Consider the following 21,367-nt stretch of genomic DNA (forward strand, 5'->3'; position numbering starts at 1 on the left):
TTTGGTTTATTGTTTGTAATTGTACTGGTTCTCAGAAAGGATGTTTCCTTTGTTGTCTTTTACAAATTCAAGTCTTCCAGCATTATCATATGTATACATTATTTTATCTCTTTTAGGATCGGTAATAGTACTTACTCCAATAAGAGGAATGTGAGTGTATGTAGTAACCATTGCATTGGGTAATAAAGTGCGTAAATTATCAATTTGAGATAATTGATTTTCAGTATAGGTGTTCAAAACTGATGTTGTTATTCCTAATACATTTGCAATTTCTAAATAGCTTGCATTTTCGATTTTTGCAATGGGTAAACTTTTATTGTATCCCCAAATAATAGATACAGTAGTGCCGCTTTCAGGAGTGTATTGTAAAATATTACCTTTGCTGTCATATTTATCATAAGTAATTTTTCTGTCAATATTATAGTTTATAATACCTTCTCCTTTATTAGAATAGATAAATTTTGGAAGTAATAAATTATTGGTTGTAATATCATTTTTATACTCTGTTTCTTGTTCGGCTATCTTTGTTCCGGATATAAAATTTTTCGTTGTTAAAGGTATTCCCGTTATGTTGCTGGAAATTAATTCACTTCTAAAAGGTTTGTTTACCATTTCTAAATCCTGAGGATAGAAAAATTTGGTTTCCAAAATGTCATCTTTTGAGTTACTGGCTGTTTGTGAACTTAACTGTAAATGACTAGGACTGGTATATAAATATTTATATACCGTTTTTAGATCCTGACCATTTAAATTTTCAGAAATAATTTTGCTCTTTAATTCGAATGTGTTGAAGTATTTCTTATATCCCTGAACCCAGCTTCCACTCATGTGGTTTATGGACACATAGTTATTGTTGTCGATCATTGAATTAGGATTATAATCAATAGGATCGTTATATTGATACTCAATAGTTTTTTTGCTTTTACCATCTTCGCCTATAAAACTTTCTTTTAATTTTAAGCCTCTTAAAGAGCTGTAATCTAAACCATATAAGTTTTTAAAATTTTTATCTAAATTTTCGGGAACCCTTACTGTTATATTGTCATTTGACCATTTGCGCAAGTTATTAGTATAAGGTGCAGCAATATCAGGTGTATTAGCATAATTGTAAAAGGAATGTTCAATGTATCCATTTCCTTTATTTATTTCATATACCTTAGAATAGCCCACATTATAGCTGTCTAGTGTGTTTTGCTGTACATTACTGCTGGATTTTAAAAACAGTTTCTCTGTAAAACCAGGAAAGCTGGATTCAAAGTAATAAATATATCTAGGCCAGTTCGATAAAATACCAGAAGATACTGTATTGGAAATATCTGAACTGTATCGATATTCTTTTTGGTTAGAAATAATACCTTGAGCAGAATAATCAGATTGTCTATAAATTCTGGCTCCGCCGCAAAGGCCTTGAGCATCCATTAAAACAGGTAAGAACATACTGTTTGAAGTCCTTTCAATTCTTTTACTATAGAGTTGAGGCTCATATTCAAAAATAGTATATCCTTTTGTTGGATAAATTATCTTATTTAATAACCCAGCTGATCCATACAAATAATTCGGATCTCGACTCGTATTGTTTAATGTATAATCTCCAGTTGCTGTATTATAAGTGTCAAATGGGGCATATTGAGTGTTTAAATCATTTCCATTCCAAAACCCCCAATGATCAATACCTGTTGTATAATAAGTTGGCAGTTTGTCTGTTTTACTATACTCAAAAGAATATTTTTTGTTAGAATCTGCTTCTTCAAAACCTGTTAAAAAAGGTCTTTTATTAGTGCCTCCAAAGTCTTTGTAATCAAACAAATATTTATTGACAAGTGATAAGCCATTCTTAATTTCAATATTATCGATAAGATATTCATTAAAATATAAGTTAGAACTCTCAAAATGCTTTATTGGATATCCCTGATCTTTATAATTAAATACTATATTTATATTATTGTATGTTATTTTTTCCAGCAAGGATCTTTTTAAAAGTGTGTACGAAGTGCTGCTGGTTGGACTTCCTTGTGATGAATTAAGACATGCTGAAATTCCTCCGGGACAATTTACGGCCTGCTCAATTCTTGTACCTTCTTGAAAATAGCTGTCTAAACTTAAAACTTTTGTGTTTTCTTTTAAATTAGCGGAGCTGGTCATCATCTGACAAAAATTACTTGCCAAAGTATCTTTATAATAATCAAAGGTTATAATTTCATTATTTGCCATTATAATCTTAGAAATATTGAAAGAGTTTATGGTTGGAAAGCCCGAAAAACCATTTTTACTTAAACCAGGCGAATTTCGATTGTATGTTATTTCGTATTTTGAGAAATCACCTCCAAAAAAATATTTGTTACCGCTTCCGTCTATTAGTATAATTTCTGAATCAGGAGGAATACAGTAGCCACCTCCTCCATAAGTTTTTAATCCGGTTATATCAACTTTTAGGTTTGGATCATTAGATTCAACTTTTACAACACCATCATTGCCTATCATAAATTTGCCTCTAAGCGCCAAAATACTAAAACTGTATAAATCAGGTTCTCCTTCATACCCATTACTATCAGAACTTAATTTCCAAGTATAGGGTCCTCCAGAGCCTGCACCGCTATTTAAATCATAAACCTGTTCTTTAGAAAAGGGTTTTATTCGAACGCCTTTTAAGAATCCGTGCAGATCAAGTCCAAAAAAAAGACCCAGAGCATTAGACCCAGGATTTCCTTCATATTCATCAGGAATTCCATTAATATTTCTAGAAATTTTTCCTCCTGCAATCAAAGACCAATTAGTGCCCGTAAGATCTGTTTTTTTATGAGGTACAAAACCAGAGGAATCATATGAGAGCGTTATTGGAATATTCAATAATTTCGCTTGTATATTGTAAATTGGAATTTTTAAATCAATAGATCCTGCATAAAGATTTATAGGAACATTTCCTGCTTTTTCAAAAGAATTTGTTTCAGGAGATTTAATCTGGATTGGGTTGCTCGATTGAGAATTTACAATATTAGCTAATGCTAAAAAAATGATTATTATTTTATTTTTTAAAATCATATTCTTTATTGTTTAAATATTGCTAAAAGTAAATTTCAGCAAATCGTATACATGAGTTTTTTATTACAAATATTTAATATTTTAAGCTAAAAACCTATTAAAATTTAAAATAATTGTAGGTAATATTTTACTTATTAGGCATATAAAGATATCTGATTGAAATTTAGCCATATAGCGCAGTCTGGTTAAACAAAATAGATTTTGAGTCTTTAAACTATTTGATCATTTAGACTTTTTCGACTGCTTTTTATGTTAGATTAATTTTGTATTTCTAAATATTTCTTAACAAATTAATTCTCATGTTTACCCTCTTTGTTTTCTCGATAAAAAAGATATATTTGTAAAAATTAATTTATATTTTGTTTTGAAGAAAAATCTATTAAAAAAACTGCCGTCTTTCAATCTTCAGGAAATGTTGATTGTTCTTGCGATCATCGGAATATTGCTTTTAATTGCTTTGCCAAACCTAATGCCGTTAATTACAAAAGCCAAAAGTGTAGAGGCTCAGGTACAGCTAAAGGCGATTTATAATGCTGAAAAACAGTACTATTTTATGTACTCTAAATACAGCCCTAATTTTACCGAAATAGATTTTGAAGCACCAAAAACGACAAAAGAAAACGGAAGCGCCAACTATGTGTATGAAATTGTACACTCAAGCAATAATGAGTTTAAAGTAAAGGCAACAGCCATTACTGATTTTAATGGAAATGGTGTTTTTAATGTTTGGGAAATAGATCAAAATGGTGTTCCAAAACAAATTACAAATGATTAATGTGGTATTTAAAATTAATATTAGTAATTGTATTTGCTTTTGTACTGTACCAAGACTTTAAAAGTCGTTTGGTTTACTGGTTTTTATACCCAATTATAGGTGTTTTAGCATTTGCAATTCAATTACAAAATTTACCAGTTTCAATTGCCCTGACTAACTTAGGATTTAATTTATTATTTGTAGTTTTAATTTTATTGGTTAGCACACTTTACATTAAATTCAGAAATTTAGATTTTAAAAACACAATTGGAATAGGAGATATTCTATTTTTTCTTTTTATAGCCGGCACTTTTTCTATAGTTTCCTTTCTTATTTTATTTGTTTTTTCGCTTGTATTTTCTTTGATTTTGCATATAGTTTTAAATAATAAAAAAGAGCAGACTACGGTTCCTTTAGCGGGTTATATGTCACTTTTTTTTGGTGTTGTTTATGCAGTTTCGTTTTGCTTTAACAATGCTTTTTTATATGCTTATTAGATGGAGAATTTTGATATTCCAATAGAATTTCAGCAGCTTGTAAAGTCAGAACAAGCTTATTATTACAGGATAATTCCGGTTGGAAAAGATCAGAACACTGTCATCTTAAAAACGGATGCGTCTGATATTGTAAGCCTGCAGAATGAATTAAGTATTTTACTTAGTTTTCAGGTTCAGCTAGAAACCGATTCTACAGAAAATGTAAACCGTTTTTTAAGTACCAATTATAGAAAAACTTCTAATAACGTTTCCGAGATTCATTACACTTCTGATTTTTTGGAGAAGATCGTTTTGAATGCCAAAGAAATAGGAAGCAGTGATATTCATTTTGAACCTTATGAGAAAAATGCAAGAGTTCGTTTTCGCTTAGATGGTAAGTTAAAAGAACAGTTTCATATTTCGGTAGAAGAATATCCAATTATTGTAAATAAAATTAAGATTCGCGCACAGCTTGATATTTCTGAAAAAAGACTACCTCAAGATGGACGTATTACGATGGTTACAGATTATCAGGATTTTGATGTTCGTGTTTCTGTTTTACCCACTTTGCATGGCGAAAAAGTAGTACTGCGTATTTTAAGTAAAGATACGAGTCATATTGATATTAACTCTCTTGGTTTTACTGATAAAGAACTAGCAGCCTATCTCGAAAATATAAAGCGTCCAAATGGAATTGTACTTATTTCTGGGCCAACCGGTTCAGGTAAAACGACCACTTTGTATGCTACTTTAAAAAGGCTAAACGTTCCTAACACCAATATTCTAACAGTAGAAGATCCAATAGAATATACATTAGAGGGAATCAATCAGGTTCAGTTAAAAGAAAATATCGGACTTGATTTTGCAGCTACTCTAAGGACTTTTTTACGACAAGATCCCGATATTATAATGGTAGGGGAGATACGTGATGTTAATACCGCTAATATGGCAATTCGTGCTGCCTTAACGGGGCATCTTGTTTTGTCTACGATACATACAAATTCAGCTTGGGCAACAGTTTCAAGATTAATTGATATGGGCATACCATCATTCTTAATTGCAAGTACGCTGAATATTAGCGTTGCACAAAGATTGGTTCGTAAACTTTGTAATTCTTGTAAAACAGAAGAAACAATTAATCCGGAAATTTTTCCAAGTGGTTTTGAGATTCCAAATGACTTAACTTCGCACCATATTGCCGTAGGATGTGAACACTGTTATCATACTGGTTATTCCGGAAGAAAAGCCATTTATGAGATCCTGCCTATAGGTTCAGAATTGTCTAATTTGATAAAAAACAATCAATTAGATATTAATGATTACTTAGAAGAGAAAGACATTTTTACACTAAAACGTAACGCATTGTTATTAATAAAAGAAGGAATTACTTCGGTCGACGAAGTTTTTTCATTACTATTGTAAAACAAATAAAATCCTACAACTGATATAATTTCATGAGAAAAATAATTACGCTGTTTTTTATACTAATTTTTCAATTTTCATTTTCGCAAGAAAATCGGATTCAACAGCTAAAAAATAATATTGAGTCCATTTCTGCCGATGCTCCTGGATTAAATGAAAAAGTAAATGTTAATATAAAAGAAGCTTCTCTTTCAAGCTTTTTATTGGCTGTTTCGCAAATTCATAAATTAAATTTTAGCGTTGCCGGAAACTTAAGCCAAATAAATATTGTAAATAATTTTTCGGATGTAACTGTGGGAGATCTGCTTATATTTTTATGTAAAGAATATAATCTTACGATTGATTTTACAGGAAATATTCTGGCTATTAAATCGTATGTAAAACCAACAGAAATTCCTGCTTTAAAAGCTATTGATGTATCATACGATCTGGCAAATAATTTACTTTCACTGAATTTGAAAGATGATAAATTGTATGATGTTTTCAGAAAGATTATGGACGAAAGCGGTAAGAATCTTGTTTTTGCGCCTGGTCTGGAAAATCAACTGCTTACTGCATATATTAAAAGCATGCCTTTTGATGCTGCTTTGAATAAACTAGCATTTGCAAATAATTTAAGTGTAACCAAATCACGAGATAACTTCTACATTTTTGATAAAGTAGAAGGGAATTTTGTAAGCGAAGGAACATCAGATCCAAATGCCATACGTCAGAATAAACCTCAACGAGCACGCAAATCTAATTTTTTCTTTACGGTTGTTGATGCCGATAAAAAACTGCTAAACGTTGATTTTGAGAATACTCCAATTTCAAGCATTGTTTATGATATAGGCAATGAATTGGATATAGATATGTTTATTTCGAGTCCGTTAGAAAGTGCCGGAAACGGAACAGTTAAAGCAAAAAACATCACTTTTGATGAACTTTTAGCAAAACTATTTGAAACTAAATCTGATGGTGGTGCTTCACAAGGAAATAATTCGCAGCAGTTTAGTAATAACAATTCGGGAGCACCAATGGCAGCTTCTGGCGGAGGCGGCTATACATTTAAAAGAAGCGGCTCTGTTTATTATTTTGGAACAAAAGATCAATTAGTGGTACGAAATATTAAATCGATTCCGTTAATGCATCGTTCTATTGAACTTTTAAGTGATCCTTCAAAAGAGGGCAGAAGTGCCGGTCGATTAAATAATACGAATAACTATTCTAACTATAATTCTTTCGATAACAATAGTAATAGATCCAATTCTAATTCAAACTACTCTAATCAAAACAGTAGTTTTAATAGTGGAGGAGGCAGCAGTAATTATTCGTCTTCAAGCGGAAGCAGCAGCAGTAATCCATCAGAATCTATTTTGACAATTATTCCTGATGAAATAAAGAAAGATCTAGACATAAAAATTGATAAAGAACTCAATAGCTTTTTAGTAAATGGCCCTGCGGCTAACATTGAAAGATTTGAATCTTTTATACACTACATAGACAAAGCTGTTCCGGTAATTTTAATTGAAGTGATGCTGTTAGAAGTTAATAGAAGTGCTACTGTAGAAACGGGGATTCAAGCCGGAATTGGTGATAAACCTGTGACTACAAAAGGAACTGTTTTTCCTAATGCCGATATTAATTTAGGAGCTTCGACAATCAATAAAATTATAGACGGTTTCAGCGGATTTGGTTCTTTAAACATTGGTCAGGTTGTTCCTAATTTTTATTTGAGTTTAAAAGCTATGGAAACAAACGGAAATCTAAAAGTACGTTCTTCCCCTAGATTATCAACTTTAAATGGACATAAAGCCTATTTGTCTATTGGAGAAACAACGTATTATGTTGTGACCAATCAGAATTATTATGGATCGCAGATTCCGCAGGCTTCTGAAGTAAAAAATTACCAGCCTATCGATGCTGAATTATCAGTAACTATTATGCCTTTGGTTTCTGGTAACGGACAAATTACTATGGATATTAAAGTGATTCAGTCTAGTTTTAACGGCCAAAAAGTAGATAAAGATGCGCCTCCGGGAATTAATTCAAGGGAGTTTACTTCAATTATTAGAGTTAAAGATCAGGACTTAATTGTTCTGGGCGGACTGGAAGAATCTGTAAAAAATGATTCAGGAACGGGTGTGCCATTGTTATCCAGAATTCCAATTATTAAATGGATTTTTAGTTCGAGAAAAAGAGAAGATTCAAAGAAAAAGTTGAGTGTGTTAATTAAACCTACAGTTATTTACTAATGGCCATATTATCCTTAAATACCTTTTTGCTTGGAAAACAATACATTGGTGTTGAGCACTTCACTATAAATAACGAAGATAAAGTTGCCTTACTTTTAGTTGAAAAGAAAAAAGAAGGATTAGTAATTACCAAAAAAGACAGGGTTAGTTATAACAGAAAAATAGCTGAAAAGTGGGATACTAAACTGCCTTTCTTTTTAGTAATAAATTCCAATCAGGTTATACAAAAAGAAGTTTTAGGTATCGAACCATCTGATGAAAAACTGCTTCATAAATCTTTCCCTAATACAAATTGGGATGAGTTTTATTATGAAATTTGGAGGTTAAAAACAAAATCTGTAATTGCAATAGCGAGAAAATCGTATATAAGCACTTTGCTTGAAGATTACGAAAATCAAAAAATATCGATTGCCGGAATCAGTCTTGGTGTATGTTCTATAGCAGATATTATTGCTTATACAGATGAAAGTGAACTTTATACAAATCATCAGAGCATTTCAAAAGAAGAAACACAAATAATTTCAGCAAGTGTTTTAGAATCGGCAATAACCTATACCATAAACGATCTTCAGATTGAGAACAGACAATTGCTGTCTTTTTCCGGAATTTTAAGATTAATATTAAATAATACACTGAATACAGGTTCTATAATTTCTTATAGCGACCAATTGTATAATGATTACAATCAGAAAACATTCTTTAATAAAGGAATTAAAATAATGGTTGGGATTGTTTTAGGAATCTTACTTCTTAATTTCGTTTTCTTTACACACTATTATAAACTAGCTCAGGAATCATCTGAAATTTTGTTGGTTAATAAATCTTCAATTGAAGATGTTAGTAAAATAAAACAAAGAATTATTGTAAAAGAAGAAAAAGTTAAAGGTATAGATGGAAGAATGACTTCGAGAAGTTCCTTAATTATTAATGAAATTACAAGTAAAGTTCCCTCTTCTATTTTGTTGACCGAACTTACTTTTAATCCTCTGGAAAAGAAAATCAAAGCCGAAGAACAAATACTTACAAAGGATAAAGTCATCTCAATTTCAGGAACTACAATTGCTAATGCTTCTTTTACTAAATGGGTAGAAGATATCGAAAAGCTAAATTGGGTTGATAAAGTTTTAATTACCCATTTTGGAAAAGATGAAAATAATGAAACAACGTTTTCTATAAACTTAACTCTGAAGTAAAATGAACTTGAATAAAAAAAACAAACTGCTTGTAATTGGTTTTTTTGTAGTGCTCTACGTTTGTTATTCTTTTGCGATATCAAATACCATAAATTATTATAAAGAATACCAGAATAAACAACAGGAGATAGTCGAGGATAGTGATATGCCCAAACTTGTGGCGCAGCTGGTTCAAAAAGAAAAACAACTGGACCAGATTTTATCTACTTATGATGTAATTATATCAGACTCATTTCAGAATGATTTATTAAAGCAATTAACTTCTTACAGTGATAGTTATCATTTAAAAATTGTTGATTTTAAAGAACCTCATATCATCTCTCAAAAAGGATTTACCACAACCAGTTATACCTTTTCTTTAGAAGGATCATTTAACGGATGTCTGGCCCTGCTTAATAAAGTAGAGAACAATCCGATGCTGGGGAATATTAAGCACTTAAATTTTGTAAAAAAGAGAAATTATAAAACCAATACAGACCAATTGTTTGTAGAGGTTATCATGCAAAAAAATAAAGGAGTTTAGGCAAAACTCATTATTAAAAACAAAACATAAACAAATTATGAAAAAGACTTTTTTATTATTTGTGGCATTTGCCGCACAGGTTAGTTATGCCCAACAAACTTCTGAAATAGGATCAATGAAAATTATTAATGACGGTGTTCATAATACTTTATTTGCAAGCGGTGGTATTGCGAGAATGAACATGGGATTTGATGGAAAAGGATATATAAAATTTGGAGCTCACACAGGCGGAGGACAAAGAGAAAATATTCTTTATATGAGAGGCAGTGATGGAAATGTAGGAATTGGAACAGATAATCCTGTTAGCAAATTGACCGTTACGGGTTCTTTAGCAATAGATGGTGGATTAGGGAATACCTATTCTCGACCATTAATTTCACATGGGACATTATTGAATGGAGAAATTAGAGGGTACAGTAATGCAACAGACTTAGCAGATGATGGATTTCTAAGAATTTCTGCGGGAGCAGGTACAAATTCATCTACAAAATCTTTTATTGATTTATCGGGGTATTCAACAGTTCCGGACATGGATCGAAATATTTTATTTGGAACTTCTGGTGGTGAACGAATGAGAATTAATAATGTAGGCAATGTTGGAATTGGAACATTAAATCCGCAGCAAAAATTTGTAGTTTCTAATAATGGCGGCGAAGGATTTGAAGTTTATTTAGATCCCGCCCTTACTGTTGTGGGACTACAGTCTTATAATAGAGCTTTAAGTTCTCATTCAAAAATGCAATTTGATGCGAGTCAATTTTCGTTTATGTATGGTAATGTTGGAATTGGAACATTAAATCCGCAGCAAAAATTTGCAGTTTCTAACAATGGTGCCGAAGGATTTGAAGTTTATTTGGACCCCGCTAATAGTATTGTAGGATTGCAGTCTTACGATAGAATTTCAAATACTTATTCAAAGTTGCAATTAGATGCGAGTCAATTTTCGTTTATGTACGGTAATGTTGGTATTGGTACATCAAGCCCAAACAATAAATTAGATGTAAACGGGACAATTCATTCTAGAGAGGTAAATGTCGATTTGAATTTTCCGGCTCCAGACTATGTGTTTGCAAGCGGTTATAAATTAAGATCACTTGAAGAAGTGGAAAAGTATGTGAAAGAAAACAGTCATTTACCAGAAATCCCTTCGGCAAAAGAATTCGAACAAAACGGAATTTATTTAGCTGAAATGAATATGGCTCTTTTAAAGAAAGTTGAAGAATTGACTTTGTACATGATCGAAATGAAAAAGGAGAATGATGCAGTAAAAAAAGAAAATTTATTGATGAAAAAAAATCAACTTGATTTAGAAAAGAGAATATCTAAAATTGAAAATAAATAATTATGAAAAAAACTTTTTTACTCATTATTGCATTTGCTGCACAGATAAATTTTGCTCAAAATACATTTCCATTTCCTGCTAATGATAATGTGGGGATTGGAACGATGACCCCAATAAACGGTTTGCAAGTTTTTAAACTTAATGATTTTAATGGAGGTTCCATAAGACTTGGTCACAGTGGCTCATCTGATGGAATTCTTAGTTTTGGGTGGAATCCTCAAACATTAAGCGATGCTTTTAAAATTTCTTATAGTCCTCATAATTCAGTTATTAGTACTACAGATTTATTAACAATTGGAGTAAATGGTAATGTTGGTGTTGGTACATCGAATCCATCTCAGAAATTGGACGTACTAGGGAATGGTATGTTCCAGGGAGCAATTATTAGCTCTATTCAAGATGATGCGGGAGGTCATATACAATTGAAAAACCCATCTAAAGGAGGTAATGGGATTGCAAATACCTGGATGATTTATAATATGACAGGAGTATATGGTAATAGTTTGCAATTTTGGGCTTATGATGATTTGGGTTGTGCCGGAGGAATGTGCAATAATCGCTTTACCGTTATGGATAATGGCAATGTAGGTATAGGATCAACGAATCCACAAAACAAGCTAGACGTAAACGGCACTATTCATTCTAAAGAAGTAAAAGTTGATATAAATTTTCCAGCGCCAGACTATGTGTTTGCAAGCGATTATAAATTAAGAACACTTGAAGAAGTGGAAAAGTATGTAAAAGAAAACAGTCATTTACCAGAAATTCCTTCGGCAAAAGAATTCGAACAAAACGGAATTTATTTAGCCGAAATGAATATGGCTCTTTTAAAGAAAGTTGAAGAATTGACTTTGTATATGATTGAAATGAAGAAAGAGAATGAAGCAGTAAAAAAAGAAAACCAAAAATTTCAAGAAATATTCGAACGACTAAATAAAATTGAAAATCAATTAAAATAAAATCTATAGTTATGAAAAACAAACTGATTTTTATTAGCGCTGTTATATTTTCTTTATCTGTTAAAGCACAATTATATACACCAAATAGCGGAAATGTAGGTATAGGAATAGAAAATCCACAAACTAAATTAGATGTAGCAGGTACAGGGCGTTTTAAAGTTCCGGATGATGAATCGGGTGTAGGAGGACTTACTATCGAAACAAATAATGGAACTAATTTAAAAATGGGAGGAAATACAACTTACAGCTGGATACAATCTCACATGTCACTGCCTTTATATATTAATGAACTTGGTAATAATACAATACTAAATCCAAGATATGGTAATGTAGGAATTGGTACAGCAGCACCAAGTGGTACTTTAGATTTAAAAAGACTAAATTCTAATCTGGTTTTTGATTTAAACACTAACAATTTCTGCAGAATTGTAAGTAAGGGATGGAATGCAAATATTGATATGCATACATTTCAAATCGACGGTACAGAAAATGTAAATCAATTTCATTTAAATGCAAATGGTAATGTAGGAATTGGGACTTCGGAACCAATTGGCATTTTAGATTTAAAAAAGTTAAACTCCAACTTAGTTTTTGATTTAAATACTAATAATTTCTGTAGAATAGTAAGTAAGGGTTGGAATGCAAATATTGATATGCATACATTCAAGATTGATGGTACAGAAAATTTGAATCAATTCCATTTAAATACAAATGGGAATGTTGGTATTGGAACATTAGATCCAACTTCAAAACTCGATGTAGCGGGGCAAATAAAAAGTTATAATGCAGCTTTTGGCCAAATAGATACAGAAACAAGTACTAAAGCTTATGCTAATTTTAGTACCAATAATCATGGAACTGTTTTGATGTCATCTAACTTATACATTTCTAATGGCGAAGACTTGAAAGTTGCCAATACACACCCTTCAATGTCTGGTGGCGCCATATTACTTCCAGGTAATGGAAGGTCTAATCAAGGATCCATTTTATTTTATACAAATAATTCCAAATCAGTATTGAAAGATGAATCTTTTTCAGGTTCTATTTCAATGAAAATAAGTGGAAATGGTAATGTTGGCATAGGAGAAACGAATCCAACTAATAAACTAGATGTAAAAGGAACTATTCACTCTCAGGAAGTAAAAGTAGATATGAAAGATTGGTCAGATTTTGTCTTTAAAAAAGAATACAATTTGCCAACACTTCAAGAAGTTGAAAAACACATTAACGAAAAAGGACATTTAGAAAATATCCCAAATGAAGAAGAAGTTTTAAAAAACGGAATTAATTTGGGAGAAATGAATGCGAAGCTTTTGCAGAAAATTGAAGAATTAACTTTGTATGTAATTGAGCAAAATAAGCGTTTAGATAAAGTTGAAAAAGAAAATGCAGATTTGAAAAGTCAGATAAATTCATCTAAAAAATAATACAATATGAAATTGAAAATTTTAATATTAGTTTTATCCGTCCAAATTAGTTTTTCTCAAAGTATTTTCCCTACTGATGGAGGTAATGTTGGTATTGGAACAAATACACCATTATATAAATTAAATGTATTTGGTTCCCATAGTGATGCTAGAATTTTATTGCATTCTATTGGAGGAGGCGATGATGCACGCCAAGCCGATTTAATGCTTTGGGCTAGTGAACCCCAAGTAAGTTATTCAGGGGTTGGAATAGGAAATAATGTAAGTGTATCAAGTGCCAGAGGATTACATTTATTAAATACTATAAGAGGAGGATCTTATATGAGATTATTAGACAATTCGATTTCGATAGGAATAGTTTCATCTGCTGGAACAATAAAAGAAACAATAAATGTAAATACAGAGGGAAATATTGGTTTTGGAACAAATTCTCCAGTAAGTAAATTATCTGTTGCAGGCTCTTTAACACTAGGTGGAGGAGTTGGTAATAATACTTTGCCAAGACCATTAATTACAGCTGGAACTTTACCAAATGGAGAAATTAGAGGATATAGTGGTGCAGGAAATGCATATGATGATGGATTTCTAAGATTATCTGGCGGAGGCGGAACAACTTCTTCTGTTAAAACATTTATCGACTTATCGGGTTATTCTACCGTTCCGGATATGAATGGTAATATAGTTTTTGGGACTTATGGTACTGAACGTATGCGTATTGATCGAAATGGTTACGTATCAATTGGTACAAAAGCTCCAGATGCGCTACTTACCGTAAATGGTACAATTCATTCAAGCGAGGTAAAAGTCAATTTAAACTTCCCTGCACCAGATTATGTTTTTGCAAACGATTATAAATTGAGAAGTCTGCAGGAAGTTGAAAATTATATAAAAGAAAATAGTCATTTACCCGAAATTCCATCAGCAAAAGAATTTGAGAAAAACGGAATTAATGTTTCTGAAATGAATATGGCGCTTTTAAAGAAAGTAGAAGAGTTGACTCTGTATTCTATTGAGCAGCAAAAAAATACTGAAAAGCTCTATTTATATATTGATGAACAACAAAAAAGATACGATGAAATGGCATTGCAGCTAAAAAAGCAAAATGAACGTTTAGAAAAGCTCGAAAAAAAGAATAATAATTAAGAAAATAAAAATGAAAAAAGTATTTAGATTAAGTTCCCTGCTCTTGTTTTTATGTTTTCAAAAAAGTATTTCACAAGGATTTATTACAGCAGCAGATAATAGTGTAAACGCAATTAATGCTTCTTCTGGTGTAATTCCTAAAACAGAACCTAGTACTGCAATGTGGACAGCAACAAATGCGTACTGGGCTACGCCTCTTATTTATAGAACAAGAAGATTTCCTGATGATGGAACAGGAGCTTTTCCTTTTAATAATTATGGCGAATTAATGATTCAGGGAACATCTCACGGAAACATGTATAATAAAGGAATTAGTTTTTTAACATGGGATGGATCTGGTGCAGAACCACAAATTAGAATGAGAGTTTCACCAGAAGGAAACATTGGTATTGGGACTTTGTCGCCAGATGCAAAATTAACCGTAAATGGTAAAATCCGTTCGCGTGAAGTAAAAGTCGATTTAAACTTTCCTGCACCAGATTATGTTTTTGCACCAGATTATAAATTGAGAAGCCTGCAGGAAGTTGAAAATTATATAAAAGAAAATAGTCATTTACCTGAAATTCCATCAGCAAAAGAATTTGAGAAAAACGGAATCAATGTTTCTGAAATGAATATGGCGCTTTTAAAGAAAGTTGAGGAATTAACTTTATATATGATCGAAATGCAAAAAGATATTTCTGTTTTGAAACAAGAAAATAAAGAATTGAAATCACAGATTAAAAGTAATTAACCTCATCTAAATAATACTTAAAAACCTATGAAACAAAAATATTTGATTTTGATATTGTTTTTTACAATCATCAGCAGCGCACAGAATTATAATAATATAGTAAACTATTCAATTAATGGTACTCCGGTTAATGGTGTTAAAATTAAAACCAATCTGCCTTTTGCAGCAGCAAGTCAAATGCCTACTATAACAATAACAGGGTTTAATTATCAGACTGCAGAGACGATAAACCTAACGATTGTTTATTATATATATTATAACGGACCAGATTCAGGAAATGCATCAAGTTATTATTTTCATACACCAAAAATGTCTTCATCAGGAAGTTATACCCCATCGGTTTACTTATCTAATGAAAATGGTAAAGTAGTTATTTTTATTAACGATAAAGTTTATTTTCAAAGATTTACAGTAAGTGCTTATGCGCAGGGTATGGCAGAAACGAGTAGTTGGTTTCAAGGATGGACAGCCGTTGATGAGCCTATGACAGGAACTAAAACAGTAGAAATTCCGTATCAAAATAGATTTAAAGGCAATGTTTATCTTTCCGGAGGAAGTATTTGGAATGCAGCAGGAAATGTTGGTATAGGAACTGAAAATCCAGATGCAAAACTGGCTGTAAATGGTACAATACATTCAAAAGAAATAAAAGTTGATTTAACCGTTCCTGCTCCTGATTATGTTTTTGCAAGTGATTATAAATTAAAAGACCTAAAAGAAGTTGAAAAGTATATAAAAGAAAACAGTCATTTACCCGAAATTCCATCAGCAAAAGAATTTGAGAAAAACGGAATCAATGTTTCTGAAATGAATATGGCGCTTTTGAAAAAAGTGGAAGAGTTAACTCTTTATACTATTGAGCAACAAAAGAATACCGAGAAGTTAATGAAGATTATCCAAGAGCAGAGTAGGAGGTTAGAGATTCTGGAAAAGAAAAGATAATTTAACCAAATAACATTAAGCCTAAAATAAGAAAACCGCTTTTATAATGAAGCGGTTTTTTATTTAAAATGGTTTGGGGTTTAGAATCTGAAAAAGAAAACATAACTTAACTTAACTACAGAAGTTAATTAATATGAAATTACTTCTTTTATATTGTTGTTATATCATTTTCCATGTCCCATTTCTATAACTTTCCCATTTTTAGACGAAATTTTTATGTGAAAAACCCCACCAAATCCAATTTTAAGAAACCTCCCTTTAATATCCCAAATACTGTCATTTTCTTTAACAACAATATATGGTCGTTGTGATTTAATTTGATCTTCGCCATAATTTTCAAATAATATTATTTCGGCTATCCCAACGGCAGTTTTTTCTTTTGTAACTAAGCATTCTTCACATTTTATATCACCTATAGAATTATACCATTCATAGTGATTGTTTTTTACTAAGCTCATTATTAGTAAAATAGCTAGTATTGCTATTATGAGAAATGGAATTATTTTTTTCTTCATGATATTGAATTTTTAATTAGTTTAATGTAAACCAGCCTCTTGTCGGTTCATTTTTCGGAAGAGTCTTAGAAGGAACACCTTTTTTTCCAGGGTGACTAGGATCAAATGGCACAGATTTGTGTATTCTTGTAGTCATAAGTGTTTCGACATCATACTTTAAAACTTCTCCAAGAGGAGTCGCTAAGTATGCATCAAGACCAGTAAAATTTGCCATGTTTAGATCATCTGGTGAAAAAATATCATTGTCATATTTTATACTCCAATTTGAATGAGTATGAACTGCTCCAACTAAAGTAGCATTTTTTATATTTACAAATTTAGGAATTACTCCATTTTCTCTGCCCCCAATATTAGGGACACTATATGTATAGTAACTACTTCCACTTTTTAAATCTATTCTGTAGATAGTTGCTCCATATTCTTTTTTATCTAGAATTGAGTTATCATTATATCGTTGTGCAAAGTTAATAGCTGCTCTTTCAGGAGATCTAAAAATACCCATTCCTCCAACACCTCCCGTATTATTGTATCTAGTGCCTCCAAAAGTAGTATTAATATCCATTCCATTCCCATCTGCGGATGCAGTACCAGATCTAACTCCCCAATCACCATTAATTTCGCTTTTGAAGACTGTGCCACCATTCCATAATGAATGCCATGCTGCTCCAATCCATGATGCCCATCCACCATCAGAATCAATAGAAGAAACGGGATTATTTCCCATTCCTAAATAAGGTGAATTATATTGACCATAAGGGTCAATAGACAGCCATCTTCCAATTCTTCCGTCCCAAAGACGTAATTTAAAAGCCTCCATTCCAGTTTCTGTATCTAATTCTTGTCCTTGAAAGGCGTATCGATAATTTAAAGAATTTCGGGTTGGTAATGGTTCTCCAAAAGGGTAATAATCAGCAAATGATTTAATAGCTGGATTGCCACTTTCTTTCTCTATAACAGCTCTAACATTTCCTAAGTGATCTTTGATTTCATAACTAGTAATTCCACTTGTTTTATTATAAACACCTAAACGATTTAATCCATACACAGGTAATTCTACTTGCGTAATATTTCCGTTGACGAGTAAATTATAGATTGCCATAGGATTTCCAGCAAGATCTAACTGATAAAAAGTTGTTGCTTGTAAGTTGTAAGGAGAACTTGTATTGTAACTTTCTTTTTTGATACGCTGCCCTCTTTCGTTATAAAAGAATTTTATTAAAGAAACATTATCTTTCTTTATTTCTGTTACTAGTCCTTGCGTATTGTAAATATAATTTAATTTTTCAGAAACATTTTCTATCAATTGACCAATTGCATCATATTTATAATTTTTTGGGTCAGTTTGATTTTTTATATCATCTGAATTAGGAATGATTTTACCACTATCAGTAACTTGGTTTAATTGGTTTTTATCAGCGTAAATATAAGTTAGATTATCAATAACCTCACCTGCATTATTAGTTCGCTTAAGGGTTTTTATGTTTCCATTTGGATCATAAGTTAATCCTCCTTCAGTTAGTATATTGTTGCTATTAATTGAAGCAGTCAATGGGTCAACACTACCAAATACTGCGTCGGTAAGCCAGTTGTTTCTATCATAATTATATAAATATGCAACTTGATCGCCAGCTTTTCCTTTGTTGGCCCATCTGGTTGCTTTTATGTTTCCGTTATAATCTACTCCGACAGTAGGTGAGGAGGTAATGTTTCGACCAGTGCGTGAATAATCACCGTTATAATAGTCAAGTGTTAAACCAAATACGTCATTTGTATCACCCCCAGGATCTTTAGAAGCTTCTAAACTTGGGTGGTTAATGGTTTTAAGCTGTCCTCCAAGAGTATAAACATAATCTAACCCTTGTATTCCTTGTGCAATATTTACTCTTTTTAATTCACCAGTTTTATAATAACTATAATCTGCATGCCTTGTAATAGGTTTATCAATTGTTGAAGTTTCTACGTTTGTTAATGCATCATTTGCGTTGTAGATATATTTGTGTACAAATAATTCAGTATCTTTATTTTTTTGAAACAAAATATTTTTTAGATTACCTCTATAATCATACTCATAATGAATAGTTTTTGCACCAATGCCTTCATTATATTGAACTATCCATTCTGTTCTTCCATTTATGTCATAACTGTACCAAGTAATCGCTGAAATTGTTGATGCTGGTTTTGTATATGTTACAGCTATATTTCCTGATAAATTATTTTGAGTATAATTTGTAATGCTTATTCCCGCAGTTGCTAATACACCAGACAAAGTTAAATTAGTTGGGGTTGTAGGTAATGCTATAGATGTTAAGTTATTTTCAGAATAATCATAAATTGTAAAGATTTGCTCAGAACGTACTCCGTTTATTAATGGACCATTTGGATTTGAAACAGCAGAAGTCCATATCCCATTACTTCCATTAATAACACCACTTTCTATTGGTCTACCTAACGAATCATAGTCAGTATAAGAAACCTGTGTGTCAGCTTGTAATGCACTTTGTGAATATCGGATCTTTCCATCATTTCTATAAGCAAATTTACTAGTTCCCTGATCTGGATTTGATGATTCAATTACTTGTCCTAGTCCATTATAAGTAAAAATTGATACAAAGTTAGCAGAAGTCATATGAGCAGGATTTGCAGTTATTAATGTATTATTTATATAACCTTTAGGTTGTATTGATTTTATTAACTGACTTGTTTTATTGTATATGTTTACAGCATATTCATAATAATTTACATTATAAGTTATTCCTAGTGAACCAGCATCATATGTCGGCGCTCCAGAAGAAATATAAACTTTTGGGTCTGAAGCAGGAGGTATTTTTGCTTCTATTCTGTATGTATTTCCACCAGTTATATTTGAAGTGATTAACCCTGTTTTTAAATTATATACATTATATAAATTGGCTGCTCCTATTAAACTCCCTGATGCAATACCTTTTGGAATATGCACATCTACGAATCCCTGAGTTCCTATAAGTGAAACAACCGGATATGAAACTCCTCCTTCTGAGCCTGATCTAGCAGAAGCTAATAATTTGCCTTCACCATCAGTAAAAACTACATTTTCATTACCATTAGCATCAACACTTATAGATTTGTAAAACTTAGTAATTACTTCTTCTCTTCCGTTAGAAATTGGGCCATCATAAAAATCAGAGCCATATACATAGTACATTTCCTGTGCAGCAGGAACAACATAAGAATAGCCCGTTTTCCATTCTCCATTTATTTTATTACCACCCACTACATTAATAACGTTATCGGGGTTTAATGAGTCATAATTGGTTTGAGTGAAAGGATGAGTGGCTGTAGCCTGATAAGGTTCGTCAGTATTATTGTCACTATAATAATTTGCTAAGCTTGCATTTGCTGAAATATCTGGTAGATTAGCAGCTGTAATTATAAAACTGCTTCCTGCCGTCGCAGTTACTGTAAAAGTATTTCCTAAATTTATACTTGGTGCAGTTAAAGTTACATTCAATCCCGAACCTACAGTACCAGTAGCTGTTATAGATTGCGATGCTTTATATGAATCACTTATTACAATATTATTTAATGGCAGAATAGAAGGATAGGCAGAAGCTGTTGACTCAGCAGTACTTTTTAGAAAATTAGTTTTGTTAAAAGTTGTAAGAGATGATGGTGCAATGAAAGAGGTCTTATCCGACCTTCCAAAATTATCATATGTTGTTTCTGTACCCCAAATTTTATTTGTAACATAATCCTTAGATAAGTTCACATCTGATTTTCCTAAATCATCAAAGTAAGACCTAGACTGGTTTTTTACATTTCCTTTGCTGTCATATGAAACGCTATGAACCCAATTGTAAAGATTATCATTAGAAATGAAAATTTCTTCACTGTCGCCAAGATCTTTACTAAAAGTTAAATAGCAGGCAGGTATAATGGGGGAAGTGGCCCCTGTATGGTAAAATACTAGATAATTAGATTCTATTTTAGCTCTGTAGTTAGTATCAACACTACCTTGTTTAATTATTCCTAATTCAGTATTTTGTAAAGGTACTCCGGTATTTAAGTAGAGAATTTGACCTGTTTTTAGTGTACAAGAACTAGACCAAGCACCTGTGATGCTTAGGTTTACTGTACCGTTTTTTATGGATATACTGCCATTACTGCTTCCTTCTCCGGTTGTACAAGTAAAAACGCTTGGCAGTACATTAGAGTAATTAACTCCTGCTGCATAGTTAGATGGTGATATGCTTATATTGGTATTTACACTTGTAACTAAATTTGCAGCATCATAAATTACTAAACTATTATTTTCAATTTTTGCATTATATCCGCTTGGAACACCGTTCGGGGTTATAAGTATGGGACCTAATTCAAGATTGGGCAGACTTGGAGAAATAGTTAATACTTTTATGACTCCAGTTTTCATTACAGTTGGCTGCCACCTGCCGCCAAAAACAAGAGATAAGACATTATTTGTAACAGATAAACTTCCTGAAACAGATCCATTTGAATTGACTAGATCTGATAAAATTAAATTTACCGTATAATTTGGATAGTTTCCAAAGGCGTCTAAATTGTATGAACCAGCTTTTTTATTATGAGTAATTCCCGGATTTCCAAAAATAAATATCGGAAATAAGATAAAATAGTATATATATTTTTTCATCGATTTTCTATTAGGTTAAC

The 21,367-nt window shown here is 31.8% G+C and carries 15 protein-coding genes; 12 read left to right on the plus strand and 3 right to left on the minus strand.

The features are described from left to right. Positions 1-6: 6 nt before the first annotated feature. On the minus strand, positions 7-3,039 hold the full coding sequence (locus tag AC1RRQ_RS00325; RefSeq protein ID WP_493020302.1) for a hypothetical protein: 3,033 nt from the start codon (positions 3,037-3,039) through the stop codon (positions 7-9). 364 nt (positions 3,040-3,403) lie between these two features. Between AC1RRQ_RS00325 and AC1RRQ_RS00330 the strand changes: the two genes are divergently transcribed. From AC1RRQ_RS00330 to AC1RRQ_RS00385, 12 genes are read left to right on the plus strand one after another with little or no spacing between them, the layout of a single operon-like run. Then, positions 3,404-3,814: a prepilin-type N-terminal cleavage/methylation domain-containing protein gene (locus tag AC1RRQ_RS00330; protein ID WP_274252658.1), complete on the plus strand. Its 411-nt coding sequence runs from the start codon at positions 3,404-3,406 to the stop codon at positions 3,812-3,814. Beyond that, positions 3,814-4,290, plus strand: coding sequence for a hypothetical protein (locus AC1RRQ_RS00335; protein WP_493020304.1), 477 nt, complete (start codon positions 3,814-3,816; stop codon positions 4,288-4,290). Before AC1RRQ_RS00330 ends, AC1RRQ_RS00335 begins: the two co-directional genes overlap by 1 nt. After that, a complete protein-coding gene (locus AC1RRQ_RS00340) occupies positions 4,291-5,691 on the plus strand; it encodes a GspE/PulE family protein (RefSeq protein WP_493020306.1) in 1,401 nt (466 codons plus the stop codon). Between the two features lie 32 nt (positions 5,692-5,723). Continuing rightward, positions 5,724-7,925 carry a type II secretion system protein GspD gene (locus AC1RRQ_RS00345; RefSeq protein ID WP_493020308.1) on the plus strand — a complete coding sequence of 734 codons (2,202 nt, stop codon included), beginning with the start codon at positions 5,724-5,726 and terminating at the stop codon, positions 7,923-7,925. After that, positions 7,925-9,118: a hypothetical protein gene (locus tag AC1RRQ_RS00350; protein WP_493020310.1), complete on the plus strand. Its 1,194-nt coding sequence runs from the start codon at positions 7,925-7,927 to the stop codon at positions 9,116-9,118. Before AC1RRQ_RS00345 ends, AC1RRQ_RS00350 begins: the two co-directional genes overlap by 1 nt. 1 nt (position 9,119) lies before the next feature. Further along, positions 9,120-9,641 (plus strand): hypothetical protein, encoded by a 522-nt coding sequence (locus tag AC1RRQ_RS00355; RefSeq protein WP_493020312.1) that lies wholly within the window; start codon positions 9,120-9,122, stop codon positions 9,639-9,641. A 37-nt stretch (positions 9,642-9,678) separates the two neighbouring features. Next, complete coding sequence (locus tag AC1RRQ_RS00360; protein WP_493020314.1) at positions 9,679-10,983, plus strand: hypothetical protein; 1,305 nt, start codon at positions 9,679-9,681, stop codon at positions 10,981-10,983. A 2-nt stretch (positions 10,984-10,985) separates the two neighbouring features. After that, positions 10,986-11,942, plus strand: coding sequence for a hypothetical protein (locus AC1RRQ_RS00365; RefSeq protein ID WP_493020316.1), 957 nt, complete (start codon positions 10,986-10,988; stop codon positions 11,940-11,942). 11 nt (positions 11,943-11,953) lie between these two features. Further along, on the plus strand, positions 11,954-13,369 hold the full coding sequence (locus tag AC1RRQ_RS00370; protein ID WP_493020318.1) for a hypothetical protein: 1,416 nt from the start codon (positions 11,954-11,956) through the stop codon (positions 13,367-13,369). A 6-nt stretch (positions 13,370-13,375) separates the two neighbouring features. Next, a complete protein-coding gene (locus AC1RRQ_RS00375; protein ID WP_493020320.1) occupies positions 13,376-14,512 on the plus strand; it encodes a hypothetical protein in 1,137 nt (378 codons plus the stop codon). 10 nt (positions 14,513-14,522) lie between these two features. Further along, positions 14,523-15,245 (plus strand): hypothetical protein, encoded by a 723-nt coding sequence (locus AC1RRQ_RS00380; RefSeq protein WP_493020322.1) that lies wholly within the window; start codon positions 14,523-14,525, stop codon positions 15,243-15,245. Positions 15,246-15,272: 27 nt separating this feature from the next. Then, positions 15,273-16,187, plus strand: coding sequence for a hypothetical protein (locus AC1RRQ_RS00385; protein WP_493020324.1), 915 nt, complete (start codon positions 15,273-15,275; stop codon positions 16,185-16,187). Positions 16,188-16,351: 164 nt separating this feature from the next. On the opposite strand, the gene AC1RRQ_RS00390 is transcribed toward AC1RRQ_RS00385, so the two are convergent. Both AC1RRQ_RS00390 and AC1RRQ_RS00395 read right to left on the minus strand, forming a co-directional pair. Then, positions 16,352-16,702: an NTF2 fold immunity protein gene (locus AC1RRQ_RS00390; RefSeq protein ID WP_493020326.1), complete on the minus strand. Its 351-nt coding sequence runs from the start codon at positions 16,700-16,702 to the stop codon at positions 16,352-16,354. Positions 16,703-16,718: 16 nt separating this feature from the next. Continuing rightward, on the minus strand, positions 16,719-21,347 hold the full coding sequence (locus AC1RRQ_RS00395) for a DUF4329 domain-containing protein (RefSeq protein WP_493020328.1): 4,629 nt from the start codon (positions 21,345-21,347) through the stop codon (positions 16,719-16,721). Positions 21,348-21,367 lie beyond the last annotated feature (20 nt).

This window comes from Flavobacterium sp. GW821-FHT12A05 (genome assembly GCF_058807735.1).